Here is a 22,020-nt window from a genome sequence, read left to right as displayed (position 1 = left end):
CCATGTCCCAGTCCACCGTGTCGTCAAACTCTCGTAACGCCGCGCCGCGTGCGCCGTTTCGTCAGCGGCTTTCGACCCGCATCATCGTCCTCTCGGCGGTGGCGCTCACGCTCGTGCTCTCGATGATCAGCGGCACGCTTTGGCTGTCGTGGCAGCTCGAAGGCGCGGGCGCGGCGATCAACGATGCAGGCAGCCTGCGCATGCGCGCGAACGCGGTGGCAATCGCGTTGTGGGAGACGCGCCTTGGCCAGGCCTCCCAGCTCGACGACCAGATTCGCCAGATGGACACCACGCTCAGCCGGTTGCGCGGCGGCGACCCGGCGCGTCCGCTCTTCCTGCCCAACGACAAGGTGATCCACGCGCAGTTCGTGCGCGTGGCTGCCGCATGGCAGGACGAACTGAGGCCCGCCGCGCTGCACGAACGTGATCTGGCCATGCGCGAGCCGGGTGCCTATATCGCGCTGCTGCCGGGTTTCGTTGCCGAAGCCAACGGGCTCGTCAGCCTGATCGAGCGCGAAAATTCGCGCAAAACGGCGTGGCTGCGGATGTCGCAGCTTGCGCTCGCCGCGCTGTCGTGCGTCGGAACCGCGGCCATCGTCTATATGCTTTATCTGTGGTTCGTCGTGCCGGTGCAGCGGCTGCAGGATGGGCTTTCGCGCATCGAGGCGCGCGAGTTCGACACGCGGCTGCCGGTCAAAACGGAAGACGAGTTCGGACAGCTTGCGAACGGCTTCAACCGGATGGTCGCGGAGCTGCAGGCGCTGTACCTCGAACTCGAGGCGCGCGTGGAGGCGAAGACGGCGCAGCTTGCCGCGCAAAATCGTGAATTGGCGCTGCTCTACGAAATGGCGGCATGCCTGAATTCGCCCGAAACGGCCGAAGTGCTGTGCCACGACTTCCTCACGCGCCTGATGCGCGAATTCAATGCGGACGGCGGCACGGTGCGCGTGATATCGGCCGAGGACAACAACCTGCATCTGCTCGCGGCCGAGGGATTGACGGAGGAACTGGCGAATGCCGAGCGGTGCATGTCCGCGCACAATTGCATCTGCGGCGTGGCGTCGTTTACGGATGAACCGGTTATCGGCGATTTGCGCATCATGATGGGCGACGACCGCGAACTCGTGAAACGCTGCGTGCAGGCCGGTTTTGTCACGGTTGCGGCGTTCGCCATTGTTTCGCAGGACGAGACGCTCGGCACATTCTCGCTGCACTTCAAGCGGCCACGGCAGATTCCGGCGTCCGAAATCCAGTTGCTGCGCACGCTCGGGCGGCATCTCGGCGTCGCGCTCAAAAACCGGCGTCTGGTTGCGCTGGCGCGGCAGCTTGCCGTATCCGAAGAGCGCAATCTTGTCGCGCAGGGCTTGCACGACAGCATTGCTCAGGGCCTGAGTTATCTGAAGATGCAGGTGCAATTGCTCGGTGAGGCCGGGCGCGCGGGCAATCTGGATGAAATTCGGGAACTCGTGCCGCTTCTTTCGGGCGGAGTTGAGGAAAGCTATCAAGACGTGCGCGAGCTGCTGCTAAACTTCCGCACGCGGATTGGGCCGGGGGCGCTGCGGCCCGCGGTCGAAGATACGGTCGCGCGCTTTCGGCGGCAGTCGGAAGCCGAAGTGACGCTGGACTATCGTGACGAAGGCGGCCCGCCGCTGCCGTCCGATCAGCAGTTGCAGGTGTTGTTCATCCTGCAGGAAGCGCTTTCGAACGTGCGCAAGCATGCCGAGGCGCGGTCGGTGCACGTTACGGTGGTCAACGGACGCGACTTCCGGCTGCTTGTCGAGGACGACGGTATTGGCTACGAGCCGGCCGAACTCGATTCGGCCGGTGAAGCGCACGTGGGTTTCCACATCATGCGCGAGCGTGCCAAGCGCCTTGCGGCGGCGCTGCATCTCGACGGCCGTCCGGGCCACGGCGCGCGCGTGGAGCTGATTCTCGGCGCCCAGGCCCGCATGGCTGCGTGACGTGCATGACTTTTGAACTTACGCTCACATGACGATACGCATTCTGCTCATTGACGATCACACGCTTTTTCGTTCGGGCGTGAAGGCGCTGTTGCAGCGCCAGCCCGATTTCGAGGTGGTGGACGAGGCGGCGGATGGCGTGGAAGGGATCAAGCGGGCAAAGCAGCACACGCCGGACGTGGTGCTGCTCGATCTGAACATGCCGGGGCTCTCGGGAATCGAAACGCTGCAGTTGCTCGCACAGGACCTGCCTGGCACTGCGTTCGTCATGCTGACGGTCTCCGAGGATGCGGACGACCTGACTGCGGCAATGCGCGCCGGCGCGTGCGGTTATCTGTTGAAGGACATCGAGGCCGATACGCTGGCCGACGCGATTCGCAGGGCGGCGGCCGGTCACCCCGTGATTACCGAGCACATGACGGCGAAGCTTCTCGAACAGATGCGCAGACCGGCTCAGGCACCCGTGCCGCGCGCGGGCGATACGAGCGAAGCGCTGACCGCGCGCGAAGAGGAGATCGTGCGCGAACTGGCGCGCGGCGCCAGCAACAAGGAAATTGCGCGCACGCTCGATCTGGCCGAAAGCACGGTGAAAATTCACGTGCGCAATATTTTACGCAAGCTGAAGATGACGAGCCGCGTGCAGATTGCGCTCTATGCGAAGGAGCGCGAGGGCAACGCCGGTGCTAGTGGCGCCACGAGAAACGTTTCCGCGGACGAATAGCGCGCTTTCTGCAACTTTCTGAAAGTCGCGGCGCGAGGTTTTAACGCCGCGCTTTAACCCCGCCGCTTTAATACCCCGTTAGCCGCAGTCGCTGCACTTCGTGGCTGGCGGCTGCATTTGATTTAAATCAATTATTGTTGCGCAAACTCAGTCGCCGCTAAAACACAGCTTGCTGGAGGTGAATTAGCATCCAGTGCGTTGTCGTTGGGCTCAAACCGTTGAACTGCCGCGCGCTCTTTCATGTCAAGGCATTCCCCGGATGAGAGTGGGCCAATTTCAGCGAATTCGCGTGACGGCTTTATATCCGGCATGATGCGGTCATGGCCCGCGTGTCCGGCTGCGAAAAAGCTATCTCGATCCACTTCCCGATACTTGCAACCACGGCATCTCCGGCGCAGGCCGTCGTTTGCCCGGGCATGTCGCCTGCGTTCTGAAGGAGTTCGAAGATGGCCAAGAAGTTTCCGCTGATCCCCAGTCATCCTGAAAGATTGTGCTGGGGTTGCGACCACTACTGTCCGGCTGAAGATATGCGCTGCGGCAACGGACAAAGCCGAACTCAGCATCCGATCGAACTGCTTGGCGACGATTGGTATTTGCATGGCGATTGGGGCATCGAGATTCCCGCCGACGACAACAACGCTGAAGCCCAGGGCGGCTCGGAGCCGGTCCTGGCTGCTTTATGTAAATCGGATTAAACAAGCCGGATCAAGCAAATCAGGAAGCCATTGTGAATGCGGACATTGTGATTGTCGGCGCAGGTCCAGTCGGACTGTGCCTTGCCCACGCGTTGTCGGGAGCCGGACTGCGGATCACGCTCGTGGAGAAGCAGGGGCTGGACGCGCTGAAAGAGCCCGCATTCGATGGGCGCGAGATTGCGCTGACGCACAACACCGTGGCGCTGATGAAGCGCTGGGGACTGTGGGAGCGAATCGAAGACGTCGCGAAGTCGCGCCTCGTCAACGCGAAGGTGTTCAACGGTTCTTCGTCGCGCGCGCTTCAGATCGGGCACGAACTGAGCGACCATCGGGAACTGGGCTGGCTGGTTGCGAATCAGCTGATCCGCAAGGCCGCCTTCGATGTGGTGGAAGAAGAGTGCGCCAGCAATCAGATCGAGTTCCTGACCGACGAAGAGGTTGTCGGGATCGAGAACGGCCGCGAAACGATCGAGGCGAGCCTTGCAAGCGGGCGGAAACTCTCGGCCCGTCTGCTCATTGCAGCCGATAGCCGCTTCTCGCTGACGAGAAGAATGATGGGCATCGGGGCCGACATGCGCGATTTCGGCAAGTCGATGCTGGTCTGCTACATGACGCACGAGAAGCCGCACGATCACACCGCGTGGGAGTGGTTCGGCTATGGCCAGACGCTCGCGCTGCTGCCGATGAATCCGGACCCTGAGAGCGGTGCTTTCCGGTCTTCCGTCGTGGTGACCTTGCCGGGCCGCGAGATCGACCGGCTCCAGCAAGCAGACGCGCACGCATTCAACGCGGAAATCGAGCGCCGGTTTGCACATCGCCTTGGCGGCATGAAGCTCGTGTCGACGCGCCACGCTTATCCGCTGGTCGCGGTTTATCCGAGGCAGTTCGTGGCCAGGCGTTTCGCGACGGTCGGCGACGCGGCCGTGGGCATGCATCCGGTGACGGCGCATGGCTTCAATTTCGGTGTGTCGAGTATCGAGTCGCTGGCGAACGCGATTTTGTCCGCGCACCGCGCAGGCAAGGATTTCGCCGACGATAGCGTGTTGAAGCGCTACGAGAGCATGCACCGCAGGAGCACCCGTCCGCTCTATCTGATGACGGACGTCGTGACCACGCTTTATAACCGCGACAATCTTCCGGCGAAGCTGGCCAGGAATTTCATGCTGCACGTCGGCGAAAATCTGCCACTGGTCAAGCATGCCATCGCAGCGCATCTCGCCGGAAGCAGGAAAGAAAACAGGAAAGAAGTCGCTGCCTGGTGAGCGCCGCGCACCTTCAAAGCCGCTTAACTGCCACATCTGCCGCTACGCGTGCCGCTGCATTTGCGCCGGTACGCGCAGCGGCCGCCGCTCAATGCTGCGGTTGTTCGAGCACCGGCGTGCGCCGGACCTCGGACACGTACATCAAGATCAGCGACACCCACACGACGCCGTAAAGCAGCATGAAGCAGCTCGAGCGGACCTGGAAGATATCCAGCAGCGCGCCGAACATGATCGGCAGCAGGAAGCCGCCAAGCCCGCCCGCGAGCCCGACGATGCCCGTCACGACGCCCATGTTGGTCGGAAAATCATCGGCAACGTATTTGAACGTGGACGCCATGCCGAACGCGAACACGCTGCCGAGCAGGAACGCCAGCACGACGAAGCCCGCGATCGGAACGTAGATGTGCAGCGTGACGTCGCCGCTGATCGTGTGAATCACGAGATCGGTGGGCGGGTACGAGAGGATGAAGAGGCAGATCCACGCGACCCACAGGCCCCACCACGTCACATTGTGTGCGCCGAACTTGTCGGCGAGCAGACCGCCCACGGCGCGCAGGACAGAGCCCGGCAGCGAGAATCCCGCCGCGAATGCCGCCGCGACCACCAGCGTCATGCCGTACTCGGCCTTGAGGTATTGCGGAATCCACAGCGAAAGCGCAGTGAAGCCGCCGAAGGTGATCGAGTAGTACTGGCACAGCCGCCATACGCGGGGGTCGCGCAGCACCTTGAACGATTCGGCCCACGAACCCTTTGAGGCACCCGCACCCGGATCGCGTGCGGAACCCAGCCAGAAAATCACCGCGGTCACGAGCAGCGCGACGGCATAGACGCGCGGCACGAAGCGCCACCCGAAGGCCGCCTCCAGCGACGGCGTGACGAACAGATTGACTGCGGCGCCTACCGTGCCCGCACCGAAAAAACCCATCGCGAAACCGCGCCGTTCAGGCGGGAAAAAACGCGCGACGTAAGGTGTGCCCACCGCGAACGAAGCGCCGACGCAACCGAGAAAGAGCCCGATGAGCAGGAACTGCCAGAGCTGGCTGGCGTAACTGACGATGTACACCGGGATCGCGCAGACCACGAGCAAGCTGGTCATGACGATGCGGCCGCCGAAGCGGTCGGTCCAGGCGCCGAGCGGCAACCGCATGATTGCACCGCTCAGCACGGGCGTTGCCGTGAGCAGGCCGAATTCGGTGCTGTTCAGACCCAGCTCGTCGCGCAGCCGCACGCCGAGCACGCCGAACATCATCCACACGACGAAGCAAACAAGAAATGCGAGCGTGCTGACAAGCAGGACCGACCACGCCTGAATGCCGACGCTGGCGGGGGCAGCCGGACCCCGGCGGGCGGATTCGCTGGGCAGATTCATGTTGCCTCCAACCAGGGCCTGTTCATGCTAATAACAGGCCCTGACGCTCTTCATTGAACGAGTGGGCTGGTTGCCGCTTCGAGCGCGGCATTCTCGAGTGAAGCTTCAGAAGCAAGAATCGATACGTATTGCTGGATGGCCTTGTTGCGCACGCGCTCGCTCAGATAGCGCGCAATATCGTCGGCTGCGTCTTCGAACGAGACGGGCACGCCCGGCACGCGGCGGTCGACGCGCACGAGATGAAAGCCGAAGCGCGTACGCACGACATGCGGCAGAATGCCGACGTCGGTGCAATCGAACAGTGCCGCCTCGAACTCGGGCACCGTGTCGCCGCGCGCAAGCTGGCCGAGACTGCCGCCGACGCCCGAGGACGGACAGTTCGAAAGTTCGCCGGCAGCGGCCTCGAACGTGTCGGGCGCGTGCAGCAGCTGGTGCAGGGTTTCTTCGGCTTTCTGGCGCAGAAACGTAACCGGCACGCGTTCGGTCACGGCGAAGAGAATGTGGCTTGCAAATACAAGTTCGTTGCGTACGAAACGTGTCGGGTTCTGCTCGTAATAGCGTGCGCAGTCCTCGCGCGTGGCTTCGGGGACGCGCAATTCGCGCCCGAGCAGCGTTTCGAGCGTGTCGTCGTCGAGCGTGCCGTCGGGCGCGATCAATTCAAGCGCCGCGGCACGCTGCCGCAGCAGTTCCTGAACCACCAGTGCACGACGTGCCGCAAGCGCCGGATCGGGCGTATTCGTATAGTTGCTGCTTTCGGCGTCGATTGTCGCGGCGCTGATTTCCACGTCGTTGACGCGCGCGGGCAATTCGCCCGCGCCTGAATGCGGTGCTGCGTCCATCGATAAGTTCCTTGATTCCTGATTGAAGTGTTTAGCGCTTGCGCACGAGCTGGTACGGCCGGATCAGATACGCGACCGACGCGATACCGCTCCAGATATGAACCATGCGCGTGAAGGGCGAGACGAGGAAGATCGTGAAGCCAAGTGCGATGTGCGTCTGGTAGACGAGCGGCACGCCGTCGAGCAGACCGGCAATATTCGGCCGGAACGTGACGACACCCTTCACGTAATCGGTGAGCTGTTCGAACATCGCGCCGTCCATGTGATGCGAGGAAAGCACGACGGTCCCGAGCCCGAGCGCAAGCTGCGCCCACAACATTAACACGATGACGATGTCCGATGCCTTGCTGTTATGACGAATGCGTGTGTCGCCGAGGCGCCGGAAGATCAGGATCGTGAGACCGACGATCGCGAACGATCCGGCGATGCCGCCGGCGACCATCGCGACCAGCTGGTGGACCGTCGCAGACATGAACGGCGCGGTGAGCCAGTGCGGCGCGAGAAAGCCGACGAAGTGCCCGAGCACCACGACCAGCACGCCCCAGTGGAAGAGATTGCTGCCGATGCGCAACGCACCGCGTCGCAGCAGCTGCGATGTGTCGCTTTTCCACGTGTACTGTTCGCGGTCGAATCGCGCAAGCGAGCCGAATAGCAGCACCGCAAGGCAGATGTACGGATAGATGCCGAACAGGAACTGATGCAGATATTGGCCCATGATTGTTCCTCGCTGCGCGCGCGATTGGCGCAAGGTGGGTTATTCAGCGCGTGGTGCGCCGCGGGTGAAATTCCACGGGCGCGGTGGCCGGCTGACCGGCGCCCATGAACTGCACAGGCTCGTCGGCCCACGCGGCGTCGAGCGCGCGCAGCCCGTCCTTGTCGTGCGGCGCGCCGGCGTCGTCGTCGTGCGCGAATTCGGGCAGCTCGGTCTTGCCCAACCCCGCGAACGGCAGCAGCGCACCGATGACATAAGCGTAGTGGCTGTTGCGACGGGCCAACCCGGCCGTGATCGATTGCAGGATCTCCGCCGTTTCGCCGAGCAGCTTGTGCGCTTCGCCTGCATCGAGAATCGACAGATATTCCAGGAACACGGGCAAATAATCGGGCAACTGGCCGGGGCGCAGCAGCATGCCGTGCTTCTCGTACATCTGCAGGAGATCGATCATCGCCTGGCCGCGATCGCGCGATTCGCCGTGCACGTGCTCGAACAGATGAAGCGACGTGGAGCGCCCGCGATCGAACAGCGCGACGTAATTCTCCTGGAGCGCGAGCAACTCGCGCGAGCCGAGATAGTCGACGAAGCGTACCAGCTTCTCGCGCACCTCGGCTCCGAACGCGCGCTCGTCGCGCACCATCGCGCGGACTTCGTCGAGCGCTTCGATGAGCGCGGGCTCCGGGTATTCCAGAAGCGTCGCGATCAGGCGGTAGGTCATGGGTTGAGGACGGCTTGCAAACATCTCAGATCTCCTTGATCGGGATCTGGCGACGCCCGGTCTTCGGTGCAAATAGACTGGCTTCTGTGCGCCCGTCCGAGCAGCCGTTGCCGAACGTGAAGCCGCACGACGAACGCAGATCGAAGGCATCTTCCGCGTATTCACGGTGCGTCGACGGAATCACGAAGCGGTCCTCGTAATTGGCGATCGCGAGATAGCGGTACATGTCCTCGACCTGCGCGAGCGACAACCCGACCTGATCGAGCACCTGTGGCGCATCCACGCGGTCGACCTGGCGCGCGCGCATGAATGCGCGCATGGCCAGCAGCCGTTCCAGCGCGACCTGCACGGGTTTTTCGTCGCCGGCGGTCAGCAGGTTCGCGAGATAGCGCAGCGGAATGCGCAGCGAGTGGACATCGGGCAGCCAGCCGTTCATGCCGAGTTCGCCGCTGTTGGCCGCCGCATTGATCGGCGAGAGCGGCGGTACGTACCAGACCATCGGCAGCGTGCGGTACTCGGGATGCAGCGGGAACGCGATCTTCCAGTCGATCGCCATTTTGTAGACCGGCGAGCGCCGCGCGCCTTCGAGCCACGCCTGCGGAACGCCGTCGCGCGTGGCCTGTTCGATCACGGCGGGATCGAACGGATCGAGGAACACGTCGAGTTGCGCCTGGTAGAGATCGGTTTCTTTCTCGACGCTCGCCGCTTCGCGAATGCGGTCGGCGTCGTAGAGCAGCACGCCGAGGTAGCGGATCCGCCCCACGCACGTTTCGGAACAGACCGTGGGCTGGCCGACCTCGATACGCGGATAGCAGAAGATGCACTTTTCGGCCTTGCCGCTCTTCCAGTTGAAATAGATTTTCTTGTACGGGCAACCGGAGACGCACATGCGCCAGCCGCGGCACTTGTCCTGGTCGATGAGCACGATGCCGTCTTCCTCGCGCTTGTAGATCGAGCCGGACGGGCAGGAAGCGACGCACGCGGGATTGAGGCAGTGCTCGCACAGCCGCGGCAGATACATCATGAAGGTGTTTTCGAACTCGCCGTAGATCTCTTTTTGCACGTTCTCGAAGTTATAGTCCTTCGAGCGTTTCTCGAACTCGCCGCCGAGAATTTCTTCCCAGTTCGGCCCCCACTCGATCTTTTCCATGCGTTCGCCGCTCACGAGCGAGCGCGGCCGTGCGACCGGCATCGCATTCGTGTGGCCCGCTTCCTGCAGATGGGCGTAGTCGAAGGTGAACGGCTCGTAGTAGTCGTCGATTTCGGGCAGATGCGGATTGGCAAAAATCTTTGCGAGCAGCCGCCACTTGCTGCCCTGACGCGGCTCGATATCGCCGCCCGGTTTGCGCACCCAGCCGCCGTGCCAGCGGTCCTGGTTTTCCCAATCCTTCGGATAGCCGATACCGGGCTTCGTTTCGACGTTGTTGAACCACGCGTATTCCATGCCCTCGCGGCTCGTCCAGACGTTCTTACAGGTCACGGAGCATGTGTGGCAGCCGATGCACTTGTCGAGGTTCAGCACCATTGCAATCTGTGCACGAACTTTCATGAGGTCTCTCCTTGGCGAAGTGCTTGCGGCATGGCGCCGACCGGCGTTTCCTCGTCGAGCCAGTCGACACGCTTCATCTTGCGCACGATGAGGAATTCGTCGCGATTCGAGCCGACTGTGCCGTAGTAATTGAAACCGTATGAGAGCTGTGCGTAACCGCCGATCATGTGCGTCGGTTTGATCGCAACGCGCGTAACCGAGTTGTGAATGCCGCCGCGTGTGCCGGTGATCTCCGATCCCGGCGTATTCACGATCTTTTCCTGGGCGTGGTACATCAGCACCATGCCGCGCGGAATGCGCTGGCTCACCACGGCGCGTGCGCAGAGCGCGCCATTCGCGTTGTAGCACTCGATCCAGTCGTTATCGGCCACGCCGATTTGCGCGGCGTCCTTCTCCGAGATCCAGACAATCGGCCCGCCGCGCGAGAGCGTGAGCATCAGCAGATTGTCGGTGTACGTGCTGTGAATGCCCCACTTCTGGTGGGGCGTGATGAAGTTGAGCACGATCTCCGGATTGCCGTTCGAACGCACGCCGGACAGCTTCTCGTAGCTGCCGGTGTCGATCGGAGGTTTGTAGACGCACAACTCTTCGCCGAAGGCACGCATCCACGCGTGATCCTGGTAAAGCTGCTGCCGTCCGCTCAGCGTGCGCCATGGAATCAGCTCGTGAACGTTCGTGTAACCCGCGTTGTACGAAACGTGTTCCGATTCGATCCCGCTCCACGTCGGCGACGAAATGATCTTGCGCGGCTGGGCCTGAATGTCGCGAAAGCGGATTTTCTCGTCGGCGCGGGCTTCGGCCAAATGTGTGTGGTCGATGCCGGTGAAGGACGAGAGCGCCTGCCAGGCCTTCATCGCGACCGCGCCGTTGGTTTCCGGCGCGAGCGAAAGAATGACTTCGGCGGCGTCGATAGCCGTGTCGATGCGCGGCCGTCCCCGCGCGTCGCCCGCTTCGGGTGCCTCTGCACGATAGTTCAGGTCGCCGAGATGGTCGACTTCCGACTGCGTGTCCCAGCTAATGCCCTTGCCGCCGTTGCCGAGCGTGTCCATCAGCGGGCCGAGCGAAGTGAAACGGTGATACGTCTCGGGGTAATGGCGCTCGATCGTGATCACGGACGGCATCGTCTTGCCCGGAACCGGCTCGCATTCGCCGCGTTTCCAGTCCTTTACCTCGAACGGCTGGGCAAGCTCGCCGGGGGCGTCGTGCGCAATCGGCGCGAGCACCACGTCGCGCTCGACGCCGAGATGGCCCTTGCTCATTTCGGAGAAGCGCTTCGCGATGGCCTTGAAGATTTCCCAGTCGCTGCGCGATTGCCACGCCGGATCGACGGCCGCCGAAAGCGGGTGAATGAACGGGTGCATGTCGGACGTGTTCATGTCGTCCTTCTCGTACCACGTGGCCGTGGGCAGCACGATGTCCGAATACATGCAGGTCGTCGACATGCGGAAGTCCAGCGTGACGAGCAGATCGAGCTTGCCTTGCGGCGCTTCTTCGTGCCACGCGATTTCATCGGGGCGCGGCAGCCCGTGTTTCGTGACCTCTTCGCCCTGCACGCCGTTCGTCGTGCCGAGCAGGTGCTTCAGGAAATACTCGTGTCCCTTGCCCGATGAGCCGAGCAGATTCGAGCGCCACACGAACATGTTGCGTGGGAAAGCAACCGGATTGTCGGGATCTTCGCAGGCGAGCTGGAGACTGCCGTCCTTGAGGCGGCGCGCGACTTCGGCGCCCGCCTGCGACGGATCGTCGAGCGAGCGCCCGAGATCGAGCGGATTGCTCATGAGTTGCGGCGCCGAGGGCAGCCAGCCCATGCGTTCGGCCCGCACGTTGTAGTCGATCGGCAGGCCGTGGTACGCCGATTTATCGGCGAGCGGCGAGAGCAGATCGGTGGGATTCATCGGATCGTAGCGCCACTGGTCGGTGTGCGCGTAGAAGAACGACGTGCCGTTCATGTGGCGCGGCGGCCGGTTCCAGTCGAGTGCGAAGGCGAGCGCGGTCCAGCCTGTTTGCGGCCGCAACTTCTCCTGACCGACGTAATGCGACCAGCCGCCGCCGGACTTGCCGATGCAGCCGCACATCACGAGCATGTTGATGATGGCGCGATACGCCATATCCATGTGGAACCAGTGATTGATGCCCGCGCCGATGATCACCATCGAGCGCCCTTCGGTCTTGTCGGCGTTTTCCGCGAACTGCCGCGCGACGTTGATGACGTCGTCGCGCTTGACGCCGGTGATCGCTTCCTGCCAGGCGGGCGTGTAGGGCACATCGTCGTCGTAGCTCTTTGCCACGTCCTTGCCGCCCAGACCCTGATCGAGTCCATAGTTCGCGACGAAGAGGTCGTAGACCGTGGCGACGAGGCGCTCGCCCTCGCGAGTCGCGACGCGCCGCACGCCGATGCGCCGCGTCAGAACCGAGTCGTGTCCCGTGTGCGGGAAGTGCGGATGCACGACATTGCCGAAGTAGGGGAAGCCGACGTCGACGACATCGTCATGACCCGATACGAGCGACAGCGCCGGTGTGAACGCGTTGCCCTCGGCCGTTTCTTCGCGCAGGTTCCACTTGCCGCGGTCGCCGCCATCCTGCTGGCCCCAGTGAAAACCGACCGAGCCGACCGGCACGACGAACGCGTTCGTCGTCGAGTCGATCGCTACGGTCTTCCACTCGGGATTGTTGGCCTGGCCGAGCGCGTCGCTGAAATCGCTCGCGCGCAGATAGCGGTCGGGCACATACCGGCCATCGCGCTCGACGAGCGTGACGAGGCACGGCATATCGGTGAAGCGCCGGCAGTAATCGGCGAAATACGCGCTCTTGCCCGCGAGATGGAATTCCTTGAGGATCACGTGTCCCATCGCCAGCGCGAGCGCCGCGTCGGTGCCTTGCTTCGGATGCAGCCAGATATCGCCGAATTTCGCGCCTTCGGCGTAATCGGGAAAAACGGAAACGATCTTCGTGCCGCGGTAACGCGATTCGACGAGGAAGTGGGCGTCGGGCGTGCGCGTTTGCGGCACGTTCGAACCCCACATGATGATGAAGGCGGAGTTGTACCAGTCGGCGGATTCGGGCACGTCGGTCTGCTCGCCCCACGTTTGCGGCGAGGCAGGCGGCAGGTCGCAATACCAGTCGTAGAACGAGAGGCACACGCCGCCAATGAGCGAGAGATAACGCGAGCCCGCCGCATACGACACCATCGACATGGCGGGAATCGGCGAGAAGCCGATCACGCGATCGGGGCCGTGGCGCTTGATGGTATGCACATTCGCGGCGGCAATGATTTCGAGGGCCTCGTCCCAATTGGCGCGCACGAACCCGCCAAGGCCGCGACGCGTTTGATAACTTTTACGCGCCTGATCGTCGTCGACGATGGCTTGCCACGCGGCCACCGGATCGAGCGTGCGGCGCTTCTCGCGCCACAGCTTGACGAGCGCGCTGCGCATGAGCGGATATTTGAGGCGGTTCGCGCTGTAGAGGTACCACGAATACGACGCGCCGCGCGAGCAGCCGCGCGGTTCGTGATTGGGCATGTCGGGGCGCGTGCGCGGATAGTCCGTCTGCTGCGTTTCCCACGTGACGATGCCGCCTTTCACGTAAATCTTCCAGGAGCACGAACCGGTGCAGTTGACGCCGTGTGTCGAACGGACGATTTTGTCGTGCTGCCAGCGCGTGCGGTATGCGTCTTCCCATTGCCGGTCTTCATCTGTGACGGCGCCGTGGCCGTCGGCAAATTGGGGGCGCGCCGTAGTGAAGTAACGCAGACGATCCAGAAAATGACTCATGGCATCTCCAGGTTTCGCGTTCGAGCTACGCGTTCAAGCAGGTACTTATTAAATGGGAAGACCTGAAATAAGTAAAGGCAAGGAATGAAACACGAAGGGCGAGTATTCCCCCATTGTCGATACGCCCGCCCGGATATATCGCAGTGGCGATGTACCGGTCTTCAAATCAGAATCTAGCGCATTGCGTATCAATTCGTATCCAACCCTGCCATACGATCAGGCTGGTTACGTGTGCTATTCGTGCTGCACTGCCTTTTTGCGCGGGCTGACGCCCCAGCGGCGACGTTTCGGCCAGCTCATGCTGTCCCCTCCGAATCGTAATGTCCAGGTTGAAGTGTTGGCTAAGCCATAGGGAATTTGCGGCGCGCGTAACTTTGGTGTTTCGGCTGTTCACCCTGCTGTTTACCCGGCTGTTCACCCGATAGTTGGTTCGGCTGGAATGAACAAATTGTCGAAATAAAAGCAATCATGTGTCGTGTGTCGAAACAATAGGACAGCATGCAGATCACCAATATACGCGGACTACTGGTACTGGATCAGGTCATGTTCGCATATGAACTATACGTGTACACGCCCAATCTCGACTCCTGCGCGTGAGGGCTTCGCGGCGGCACGTATGCAACGCCTGTGCAGATCAAGTATCGCATTTGCAATGAGGCGCGTAGCGCATGGGCTTGAACGTATCACAACATGACGTAAAATAAAAGCAAGCCCACGGTGGGCGGCGTCCAGATCCGACGCGGTTCGCCGCAGAATACAGACATGATTGGCACGGATGGTGCGCATCCCCGAGGGATGCGCATCTGCGCCGATCTGCTTGACCGTTCCACCTTGGGCCCCGGCTTTTTCACCGTTGGCGGGCAGCGAAAAAACGCTATGCGCCCGGGGAGAACAACTATGCTGGTGACGTTTCAATCGCGTGCCGCACCTGACGTGGTAATGCTCAGGGATCTCGCGCAATATCTGCTGGGCCTCATGGGCAGGCGGCTTGATGCGCGCGGCGTTATTCTGCATGACGAACTACATCATGCGCTAGAACGCATGGAGTCGGAAATTGCAGACGCTGAACGCCATGAATCCGCCCTGCAATATTCGCGCGGTCGCAATCGCACAGCCGCGAACGAACTCACTCAGCGTGCATGGCCCCTTATCACCATGATGAGAGCGGCCGACACGGTGCACGCAGACATCATCTGGGGACTGTAGCGCTGCCGGACAGCGCGGCGCGGCATGGGCGGCATGGTCCGCTCGATGCAGTGCGCGGCCATGCCAGATGACACTTTCGCGCGGGACGTCATGACGCGAGCGTTCCGGCACGGAAAAGGAGACGCAGTGAATTCAGGGTGCGTGTCGAGCCATCTGGATGTAACGGCGATGGTGACAGCTTCGGCGTTTGCCGTTGCCTTGTTCGCAGTGCCTTGCGTGCAGGCCGGTGCGCAAGGCGCGTGCTCGACGCAGGGTGCCGGTGTTCAATGCTGCGGCGCGTCGTGCACGCATACTGGCGTTCAACGCACTCAACGCACTCAACGCACTCAACGCACTCAACGCACTCAACGCACTCAACGCACTCAACGGACCCAACGTGACATTCCCGGGCCGCATCGATCCTATGGTTACCGCGCTGAAGTTCCCATCCTGCTGCCGGTTGTCGCCTTGCTGCCACCGTTCGATCCGCAGTTCAGTGTGCCGTTCACGCTTGCGACGTGGCCGGGCGATCGGTTGTCGAGCGGCGCGCCTGCGCCGTCGCTGAACGCGTCGCCACCGGATGAGCGCGGCAACGGCATGCACGTGAATTTCCTGTGGCTTTCCGTCTGATCCTGCAATCGGATCGACATCTTTATCGATGCAGCGCGATGCGGGCGCGCGACATTCACTTCTCGATTTGGGGAATCGTGAATGTGCCTTCGAGTGTGCGCAATTCGGTGCGGTGCATTTCTGCGAGACGAACGAGAATTTGTTCACCCGCATCGAGCAAATGAACTTCAACTTGCCGCCGGTCTTTGTCGCTCACCTTGCGCACGACCAGTTGCAGCACCTCGCAGCGCGAGACCAATGCGACCACGCCGTGATGCTGCGCCTGGAGCCGTTCGGCGAGTTCGCCGATCGTCGCCCATTCGCGGCCCGGGTAACCCTTGATGTGCAACAGCAGCAAATATTGAAGCGGCGTGATGCCTGCGCCTTGGGCCGCCTGTTCTGAGAAGCGCTCGAAGCGTCTCATCTGATACCGGAACGCCGAGAGCTGCTCAAAATTCAACTTGGTCAGTTCGTGCGTGGATGTTTTCATCGGCCATCCATTGCAGAGATTGTGCGAAAAAAATTACCACAGGGTGATATTCGCGGAAGCGAAAAGATTATCACAGGGTGATATACGCTGGCGGCCCGCGGTCTGTGGCGAAAGCGCGCGGCGTCGTGTGCCCGTCATTTGCCCGCGCCAGTGGACGGCACGCAGGTCAGCACGAGCGTGCCGTTGTGTCTCGATGCGCCGCGAACCATCGCGCGATGAAATATGCCTTGTCCGCAGGACCATTCGGCGACCAGATCGGCCGGGCAGCCGTGTTGGCCTGTAACCGGGTTTGTACCCGCGTTTGTGCCCGCGCTTGTACCCGCGCTTGTACCATTAGCTGCCGACGCGACTGCATAGCGGCATGTGACGAGCGCATTACAGTGCGCAGCGAGATCGCGCGTGACATTGCCCTCGCGCGCGCCGCAGTTGGCGCCGTAGCTGCCCGACTCGATGTGAATGGATTGCGCGAACGCGCCCGCGCTGGCCGACCACGCGCAGGCGATGCAGAGCAACGCACCGGCTTGCCGAAACATGATGACTCCCCCTGCGACTCGCGCTACCGCGCGAGCATGGCTTCGGTTTCCCGAAGCGCATCACCCGCCAACGTGGGCGGGCGGTTCAATCTGGAGCCGTGACGGTGTGCGGCCGCGCGTTGTCTGCACGCCGGCAGTTCAACCTTATTGCGACTGTGTTTGTGCGGCTGCGCGCGCGGCGCGTTCGCGTTCCACGCGTTCGGTCACGTCACGCGCCATGGCCACTGAACCGATGACCTGAGCGTCGTCGTCCTTCACGATTGCGAAGGACATTTCGACGTAAAGCTTCTGTCCATTCTTGTGCGCCGCACGCGTGAGCGTCGGACGGCCGCCGAGCCGCGTGACGCCGCTCGCGACGGCAGCATCGAAGCCTTTCCAGTGCGGTGCGCGCAGATGTTCGGGAATGATGAGATCGAGACTTGCGCCGAGCGCTTCTTCCTTGCTGAAGCCGAACATGTGGCTCGCTGCCGCGTTCCAGCGGACGATCTTTCCATCACGACCGGCGTAAATGAGGGCGTCGGTCGTCTGTTCGAGAATCCATTCTGCGATCATGGGATGGTTTGGAGTGGGTTTGAGAAACTTGAGTGTATCCGCAATTTTCCTGCATGCGGCGGCTGGTATATACCGCGTTTACGATATGGCGATGCGCACGTAACCGGTGAAGTGTCACTTGAGTCTCGCTTGCATTTTGCGCATATCGTCCTTTTGCGGTCGGCATTCGATCACTATTAGCGCTGTAATTTCGCCGGGGTTCACACGCCGGGGTTGACACGCGTAAAGCAACCTTGCGCCGCGTGGATACGTGGATTACCGTGACTGAAGCATTTGCTTCAACCTCTGCGTACGGCAATTCAACTGAAGAAAGACGGCGGCCATGGCGAATCGCGATCCGGGCCATCCGGTCGATTACGACCGGCTCTACTATCGGCTCGACCTGGAGCCGGGGGCGTCTGCGGCCGAAATCACGCGCAAATACCGGCAACTCGCGCAGATTCTCCATCCCGACAAGTGGCGGCATTCGACGCCCGCGCAGCAGCACTGGGCCAACGAGCAATTCAAGAACATGAAGCACGCGCGCGAGGTGCTCGATCGTTACTGGTCGGAGCATCACGAAGCGCCGTCGAGCCATTCGACGCCAGGACGCGAACAGATCGAAACGCTGCACGCTGCTTTGCGGCAGTTGCAGACGCAACGTGAGCGCGTGCGGGTAGAGCTGGGTGCGCTGCACATGGAAAAGGTGCGCGGCCTCGACGAACTGCTGCGCATGAAGGCCGAACGCGATGCTTTGCTCACGGAACTCGTGAGCCTGCACGATCAGGCCGCGCGTGGGCGTGCGCAGGCCGCGCAATTACGCGATCAGGTGATGGCGGACGCGGCGCATCCGGTCGATGGCGCGCCGCAGCAGCATGGTGCCGCGCGCGTGCATCTCAACGATCCGCGCTATGTCTGGCTGTTCAGTTTCGGCGCGATTGTCGCAGTGTTCTTCGCGCTCTATCTGCTCGCGCACAAGCTCGTCGCTATGCTGTTCGCGCCGTTCGCGCTCCACAACGAAGTGCGGTGGCTGGCGAGCCTGCTGCAATGGGCGCTCGTGATGGGCGGTGCGGTGCTCGTCTACGGCAATGGCTGGGCGCTCTACACACTGCATCGGGCACAGCACGCCGGGCAGGAGCGAATCGTGCCGCTGCCGCCCGATCAATTATGGCAGCGCGTGCTCGCCGCGTTGCGCGGCCAGGAACGCAGCGGCGTGGCGTGGTCGATCGAGTCGTGCGAAATCGCGCCGGACGATTCCGCGCTCGAACTTCGCGCCGTCATGCGACTGTCGCCGCGCAGGCGGCGGGCCGCCGCGCGCACGCATCGGCATATCGTGACGTTTCGTTGCCGGGCGCGCGCAGCGGGTGCGTCGCAGACGGCGCTTCGCTTCGGCTTCGATGTGGCCGCACCGATCGGGTGGCGCGTGCCTGTCGCGAGCGCGGTCGGCGCATTGTGCACGCGGCTGGCGGACGATCTCGCCCGTCGGCCCACTGATTCAGAATACCTGCCTGAACACCCAGTAAAGGGCCGCTGACAACGCAATCGACGCGGGCAGCGTGAGCACCCAGGCCAGGATCAGATTGCGCACCGTGGGCCACTGGAGCCCGGAGCCGTTGGCGGCCATCGTGCCGGCCACGCCCGAGGCGAGGACGTGCGTGGTGGAGACGGGCAGACCGTACATGTCGGCCATGCCGATGGTGAGCATGGCGACCGCTTCTGCCGACGCGCCCTGCCCATACGTGAGGTGCTGCTTGCCGATCTTTTCGCCCACCGTCACGACGATGCGCTTCCATCCCACCATCGTGCCGAGCCCGAGCGCAATCGCCACGGCTACTTTCACCCAGGTGGGAATGAACTTGGTTGCGTGATCCATTTGTTTGCGGAATGCGCCGAGTGCCGCTGCATCCTCTGGAGCGAAGGCGGGTGTTCGGGCTTTATCCATCAGGCGAATCGCCTCGGACGCCACGTACATGTTGTTGCGCACGTTATCGACCATCGACTGCGGCACGGCCGCCATCGAACCCGAGCTGCTCACCTGGTCGGCGATGGTGTCGGTGAGCTGGCGCAGCGCGGGTAGCGTGGCCGGCTTGAGTCGATGCGTGCGCACAAACGCCTCGACTTCCGCGCGCGGGTGCCCGGGCGGCGCGTCTTGCGTATAGCGCCCGAGCGTCGCGGACGCGTGGCGTGCGACCGCAACGAACGTGCTGGTTTCGGCAGGCGTCACGGCCTTGTTGAGTGCGTAGGCCGTCGGCACCACGCCAATCAGGATCAGCATGATGAGGCCCATGCCTTTCTGGCCGTCGTTCGAACCGTGCGCGAACGATACGCCCGTGCAGGTTGCCACGAGCAGCGCGCGGATCCAGAACGGCGGCGGCTCGTGGCCTTGCGGCTGGCTGTAGAGCTTCGGCACGCGCACGAGGAATTTCAGCACGATGAACAGCAGGCCTGAAAACAGGAAGCCGACGACCGGCGAGAACAGCAGCGCCTTGCCGACGCCGCCCGCCTGGCTCCAGTCGACGCCGCTCGTGCCGGAGGGGCCGTTGATCAGCTGGTTCATGATGCCCACGCCGATGATCGAGCCCACGAGCGTGTGCGAGCTGGACGAGGGCAGGCCGAAATACCAGGTGCTGAGATTCCAGATGATCGCGGCGATGAGCAGCGCGAAGACCATTGCGAAGCCCGCATGGCTGCCCACCTGAAGGATCAGCTCGACCGGCAGCAACTGCAGGATGCCGAACGCGACGGCGCCGCTCGAAACGAGCACGCCGAGAAAATTCCACGCGCCCGACCAGACCACGGCGAGATGCGGATCGAGTGAGTTCGTATAGATGACGGTGGCAACGGCGTTCGCGGTGTCGTGAAATCCGTTCACGAATTCGAAGCCGAGCGCGATGACGAGGGCGAGACCGAGGAGGACAAAGGGGAGTGCTGAGCTTTCGCGCACGGCGCGCAAGTCTACGACGAGATGCTGGACAACATAGAGCGTGCCAGCCGCCAGGATCATGACGAACAGGCCGGTGGCAAGTCCGCGTCGGCCCGTGGGGCGCAGCTGGGTATAGGGTATGTCCGACATTGTGGTTCCCGGTGGGACGGCGTGAGCTTGTCGCGCGGATACCTTGCTATACCGCGAGGCCACGATGCACCGTTCGCAAACTTTCGCGATGGGCGCGGACGCAGTTGAGCCGCCGGGCCGGGAGATCTGTGAAAACGCGCCAGTCTCTCACAAATGGGGCACGCACGTGTCCGGCGAGGGCGCGCTTTCGCGCGCTAGCCGACTTTGAAATTTCGACTGGTCACAGAAGGTCTGCCGCGTTGCGCAGCGCGCGCAGAGCGGGAATCGCCGTTGCGTGTGCGCCGGAGCATGGCGAAAACCGGGGGCGGAGGGGGGCGCGGCGCTGCGGCAACACGCCTCAGGCGTACCCGCATAATCCGCGTTGCGCCAGCCCGCAACGGCGCGGTGCAGCCGAACCTTGAGATACACGCGCGCAGCGACCGATTAAAGGTGTTCGCATGCTGGAATAAAGCCTTCCAGCAGGTGTTAGCGAAATATCCAAACCTTACGTGATTGAAAGGTTGGGAATCTCACTCTTTTTTTTTTCGATTTTTTCGAGTGCGCGCGAACCAGGTTGAGCAAGCGAACGAGAGCGGGACATGAACATCCGTGACGAACTGATCGAACACGTGCCGCGCCTGCGCCGCTACGCGCGGGCGTTAATCAACAACCGCGAGCTGGCGGACGACCTCGTGCAGGACACGCTGGAGCGCGCGCTCGGACGCACAGGCCTCTTTCGCACGGGCACCGACCTGCGCGCCTGGCTCTTCACGATCATGCACAACATCTTCGTCAACCAGGTACGCAAATCCTCGGCGCGCGGCACGCATGTCTCCGTCGATGACGAGAGCATCCCGGAGGCCGAATACGCGGTCCCATCGAGCCAGCTGGGCACGCTGGAGGTGCGCGATCTCGACTATGCGCTGCAACGTCTGCCCGACGAGCAGCGCGAGGTCGTGCTGCTGGTGGGCCTCGAAGAAATGAGTTACGCCGATGTGGCGCTGGCGCTCGACATTCCGATTGGCACGGTCATGTCGCGTCTTTCGAGGGGGCGTGAGCGGCTGCGTGCGCTCATGGCGGGTGCGGTTCCGCGGGCGAACCTGAAGGTGGTGCGATGAGCGATCAAATGAATCCGGTTACGGAAGAGGAACTCCACGCCTATGTGGACGGCGCGCTACCGGAATCGCGCAGGGCGGATGTCGAGCGCGAACTCGCACGCCGTCCCGATTCTGCTGCGCGCGTGAGCGACTATTTTTCGCTGAACCATCTGCTGCACGACCGCTATGACCGCATCTTGAGCGAGCCTGTGCCCGCGCAGCTGCGTTCCGCGCCCGAAGGGCAACGTAAGCATGAGGCCGCGAACTGGCCGCGTTTTGCGGGGATGGCGGCGGCGCTCGTGATGGGCATCGGCATCGGCTGGGGCGTGCATTTCGGCACGGACGCGATGACGTCTTCGACGAACGGCAGCGATATTCACGCGGTCAGTGCGGACAGCAGCGAGCTTTTCGCGCGCCAGGCGGCGTTTGCGCATGTGGTCTACATGCCCGAGATCGCGCGCCCGGACAACATGAGCCGCCGTTCGCAGGAACAGGACTTCGTCCAGTGGCTGTCGAACCGGCTCGGCACCCATGTTCATCCGCCGATGCTCGAAACAAGCGGCTTCAAACTCGCGGGCGGAAGGCTGTTGCCCAGCGAACACGGCACGCAAATCGCGCAGTTCATGTATCACAACGCGCAGGGCGAGCGCATCACGCTTTGCATCTCGCATCGCAAGGTCAGTTCGAACACCACGGCGTTCAAGCTGTATCAGGATGGTCCGGTGAACGTGTTCTACTGGGTCGATGGCGATTTCGGTTACGCGCTTTCGGGCGGCATTGACCGCGACGTGCTGCTGCGGGTGTCGCACGATGTCTACGCGCAGCTGAATGCACGCAAGACGAATTGATCCGCAGTGAAACGCAGGGCGGGCGCAATGCCCGCCTTTTTGCAGGGGCGGCGGCAATGTGCTGGTTGAGGACAGT

19 protein-coding genes are annotated in these 22,020 nt (G+C 62.5%); 9 read left to right on the top strand and 10 right to left on the bottom strand.

Translation table 11 applies throughout. From position 1 onward, the window contains the following. The first annotated feature begins 2 nt into the window (after window positions 1–2). From ACFPTO_RS17810 to ubiM, 4 genes are all read left to right on the top strand, one after another. Window positions 3–1,961: a type IV pili methyl-accepting chemotaxis transducer N-terminal domain-containing protein gene (locus tag ACFPTO_RS17810; protein WP_377713243.1), complete on the top strand. Its 1,959-nt coding sequence runs from the start codon at window positions 3–5 to the stop codon at window positions 1,959–1,961. 28 nt (window positions 1,962–1,989) lie between these two features. Next, window positions 1,990–2,682 (top strand): response regulator, encoded by a 693-nt coding sequence (locus ACFPTO_RS17805; RefSeq protein ID WP_377713242.1) that lies wholly within the window; start codon window positions 1,990–1,992, stop codon window positions 2,680–2,682. Window positions 2,683–3,128: 446 nt separating this feature from the next. Beyond that, on the top strand, window positions 3,129–3,377 hold the full coding sequence (locus tag ACFPTO_RS17800) for a DUF3079 domain-containing protein (protein ID WP_377713241.1): 249 nt from the start codon (window positions 3,129–3,131) through the stop codon (window positions 3,375–3,377). Window positions 3,378–3,409: 32 nt separating this feature from the next. Beyond that, a complete protein-coding gene (gene ubiM, locus ACFPTO_RS17795; RefSeq protein WP_377713240.1) occupies window positions 3,410–4,639 on the top strand; it encodes a 5-demethoxyubiquinol-8 5-hydroxylase UbiM in 1,230 nt (409 codons plus the stop codon). 88 nt (window positions 4,640–4,727) lie between these two features. On the opposite strand, the gene ACFPTO_RS17790 is transcribed toward ubiM, so the two are convergent. Genes ACFPTO_RS17790 through ACFPTO_RS17765 form a run of 6 tightly spaced genes read right to left on the bottom strand, consistent with a single transcriptional unit; the run spans window position 4,728 to window position 13,599 of the window. After that, on the bottom strand, window positions 4,728–6,008 hold the full coding sequence (locus ACFPTO_RS17790; RefSeq protein ID WP_377713239.1) for an MFS transporter: 1,281 nt from the start codon (window positions 6,006–6,008) through the stop codon (window positions 4,728–4,730). 50 nt (window positions 6,009–6,058) lie between these two features. After that, the gene (locus ACFPTO_RS17785) at window positions 6,059–6,847 is read right to left on the bottom strand and encodes a peptidylprolyl isomerase (protein WP_377713238.1); all 789 of its coding nucleotides are present in this window, start codon (window positions 6,845–6,847) and stop codon (window positions 6,059–6,061) included. A gap of 31 nt (window positions 6,848–6,878) precedes the next feature. After that, window positions 6,879–7,562 (bottom strand): respiratory nitrate reductase subunit gamma, encoded by a 684-nt coding sequence (gene narI / locus ACFPTO_RS17780; protein WP_377713237.1) that lies wholly within the window; start codon window positions 7,560–7,562, stop codon window positions 6,879–6,881. A gap of 43 nt (window positions 7,563–7,605) precedes the next feature. Further along, window positions 7,606–8,301 (bottom strand): nitrate reductase molybdenum cofactor assembly chaperone, encoded by a 696-nt coding sequence (narJ, locus tag ACFPTO_RS17775; RefSeq protein WP_377713236.1) that lies wholly within the window; start codon window positions 8,299–8,301, stop codon window positions 7,606–7,608. 1 nt (window position 8,302) lies between these two features. Beyond that, entirely contained in the window at window positions 8,303–9,826 is a 1,524-nt protein-coding gene (narH, locus tag ACFPTO_RS17770; protein WP_377713235.1) for a nitrate reductase subunit beta, read from the bottom strand. Beyond that, a complete protein-coding gene (locus ACFPTO_RS17765; RefSeq protein WP_377713233.1) occupies window positions 9,823–13,599 on the bottom strand; it encodes a nitrate reductase subunit alpha in 3,777 nt (1,258 codons plus the stop codon). The genes narH and ACFPTO_RS17765 overlap by 4 nt, the downstream gene beginning before the upstream one ends. Before the next feature lie 897 nt (window positions 13,600–14,496). Here ACFPTO_RS17765 and ACFPTO_RS17760 point away from each other — a divergent pair. Further along, on the top strand, window positions 14,497–14,805 hold the full coding sequence (locus tag ACFPTO_RS17760) for a DUF1840 domain-containing protein (protein WP_377713348.1): 309 nt from the start codon (window positions 14,497–14,499) through the stop codon (window positions 14,803–14,805). 24 nt (window positions 14,806–14,829) lie between these two features. Beyond that, window positions 14,830–15,414 (top strand): hypothetical protein, encoded by a 585-nt coding sequence (locus ACFPTO_RS17755; RefSeq protein WP_377713232.1) that lies wholly within the window; start codon window positions 14,830–14,832, stop codon window positions 15,412–15,414. A 55-nt stretch (window positions 15,415–15,469) separates the two neighbouring features. On the opposite strand, the gene ACFPTO_RS17750 is transcribed toward ACFPTO_RS17755, so the two are convergent. From ACFPTO_RS17750 to ACFPTO_RS17740, 3 genes are all read right to left on the bottom strand, one after another. Next, entirely contained in the window at window positions 15,470–15,883 is a 414-nt protein-coding gene (locus tag ACFPTO_RS17750) for a MarR family winged helix-turn-helix transcriptional regulator (RefSeq protein WP_377713230.1), read from the bottom strand. 134 nt (window positions 15,884–16,017) lie between these two features. Next, on the bottom strand, window positions 16,018–16,416 hold the full coding sequence (locus ACFPTO_RS17745) for a hypothetical protein (protein ID WP_377713229.1): 399 nt from the start codon (window positions 16,414–16,416) through the stop codon (window positions 16,018–16,020). 144 nt (window positions 16,417–16,560) lie between these two features. Beyond that, window positions 16,561–16,968, bottom strand: coding sequence for a PAS domain-containing protein (locus ACFPTO_RS17740; RefSeq protein ID WP_377713227.1), 408 nt, complete (start codon window positions 16,966–16,968; stop codon window positions 16,561–16,563). A gap of 322 nt (window positions 16,969–17,290) precedes the next feature. On the opposite strand from ACFPTO_RS17740, the gene ACFPTO_RS17735 reads away from it, so the two are divergent. After that, window positions 17,291–18,481: a DnaJ domain-containing protein gene (locus tag ACFPTO_RS17735; RefSeq protein WP_377713225.1), complete on the top strand. Its 1,191-nt coding sequence runs from the start codon at window positions 17,291–17,293 to the stop codon at window positions 18,479–18,481. Here ACFPTO_RS17735 and ACFPTO_RS17730 read toward each other — a convergent pair. After that, on the bottom strand, window positions 18,443–20,020 hold the full coding sequence (locus tag ACFPTO_RS17730) for an inorganic phosphate transporter (protein WP_377713223.1): 1,578 nt from the start codon (window positions 20,018–20,020) through the stop codon (window positions 18,443–18,445). The genes ACFPTO_RS17735 and ACFPTO_RS17730 overlap by 39 nt on opposite strands. Window positions 20,021–20,598: 578 nt before the next feature. Here ACFPTO_RS17730 and ACFPTO_RS17725 point away from each other — a divergent pair. Next, a complete protein-coding gene (locus ACFPTO_RS17725; protein WP_377713221.1) occupies window positions 20,599–21,117 on the top strand; it encodes a sigma-70 family RNA polymerase sigma factor in 519 nt (172 codons plus the stop codon). Beyond that, on the top strand, window positions 21,114–21,944 hold the full coding sequence (locus tag ACFPTO_RS17720) for an anti-sigma factor family protein (protein WP_377713219.1): 831 nt from the start codon (window positions 21,114–21,116) through the stop codon (window positions 21,942–21,944). Before ACFPTO_RS17725 ends, ACFPTO_RS17720 begins: the two co-directional genes overlap by 4 nt. The last annotated feature ends 76 nt before the right edge of the window (window positions 21,945–22,020 follow it).

The organism is Paraburkholderia denitrificans, assembly GCF_042655705.1.
In the GTDB taxonomy this organism is placed as follows: Bacteria; Pseudomonadota; Gammaproteobacteria; order Burkholderiales; family Burkholderiaceae; genus Paraburkholderia; species Paraburkholderia denitrificans.
Note: the sequence above shows the minus strand (reverse complement) of the source record. Positions and strands in the feature narration are given on the sequence as shown.

Excerpts from the sequence above, each read along its gene's own strand:
- ACFPTO_RS17810 (WP_377713243.1), top strand. The coding sequence starts at position 3 with ATGTCCCAGTCCACCGTGTCGTCAAACTCTCGTAACGCCGCGCCGCGT.
- ACFPTO_RS17805 (WP_377713242.1), top strand. The coding sequence starts at position 1,990 with ATGACGATACGCATTCTGCTCATTGACGATCACACGCTTTTTCGTTCG.
- ACFPTO_RS17800 (WP_377713241.1), top strand. The coding sequence starts at position 3,129 with ATGGCCAAGAAGTTTCCGCTGATCCCCAGTCATCCTGAAAGATTGTGC.
- ACFPTO_RS17790 (WP_377713239.1), bottom strand. The coding sequence starts at position 6,008 with ATGAATCTGCCCAGCGAATCCGCCCGCCGGGGTCCGGCTGCCCCCGCC.
- ACFPTO_RS17785 (WP_377713238.1), bottom strand. The coding sequence starts at position 6,847 with ATGGACGCAGCACCGCATTCAGGCGCGGGCGAATTGCCCGCGCGCGTC.
- narI (WP_377713237.1), bottom strand. The coding sequence starts at position 7,562 with ATGGGCCAATATCTGCATCAGTTCCTGTTCGGCATCTATCCGTACATC.
- narJ (WP_377713236.1), bottom strand. The coding sequence starts at position 8,301 with ATGTTTGCAAGCCGTCCTCAACCCATGACCTACCGCCTGATCGCGACG.
- narH (WP_377713235.1), bottom strand. The coding sequence starts at position 9,826 with ATGAAAGTTCGTGCACAGATTGCAATGGTGCTGAACCTCGACAAGTGC.
- ACFPTO_RS17765 (WP_377713233.1), bottom strand. The coding sequence starts at position 13,599 with ATGAGTCATTTTCTGGATCGTCTGCGTTACTTCACTACGGCGCGCCCC.
- ACFPTO_RS17760 (WP_377713348.1), top strand. The coding sequence starts at position 14,497 with ATGCTGGTGACGTTTCAATCGCGTGCCGCACCTGACGTGGTAATGCTC.
- ACFPTO_RS17755 (WP_377713232.1), top strand. The coding sequence starts at position 14,830 with ATGGGCGGCATGGTCCGCTCGATGCAGTGCGCGGCCATGCCAGATGAC.
- ACFPTO_RS17750 (WP_377713230.1), bottom strand. The coding sequence starts at position 15,883 with ATGAAAACATCCACGCACGAACTGACCAAGTTGAATTTTGAGCAGCTC.
- ACFPTO_RS17745 (WP_377713229.1), bottom strand. The coding sequence starts at position 16,416 with ATGTTTCGGCAAGCCGGTGCGTTGCTCTGCATCGCCTGCGCGTGGTCG.
- ACFPTO_RS17740 (WP_377713227.1), bottom strand. The coding sequence starts at position 16,968 with ATGATCGCAGAATGGATTCTCGAACAGACGACCGACGCCCTCATTTAC.
- ACFPTO_RS17735 (WP_377713225.1), top strand. The coding sequence starts at position 17,291 with ATGGCGAATCGCGATCCGGGCCATCCGGTCGATTACGACCGGCTCTAC.
- ACFPTO_RS17730 (WP_377713223.1), bottom strand. The coding sequence starts at position 20,020 with ATGTCGGACATACCCTATACCCAGCTGCGCCCCACGGGCCGACGCGGA.
- ACFPTO_RS17725 (WP_377713221.1), top strand. The coding sequence starts at position 20,599 with ATGAACATCCGTGACGAACTGATCGAACACGTGCCGCGCCTGCGCCGC.
- ACFPTO_RS17720 (WP_377713219.1), top strand. The coding sequence starts at position 21,114 with ATGAGCGATCAAATGAATCCGGTTACGGAAGAGGAACTCCACGCCTAT.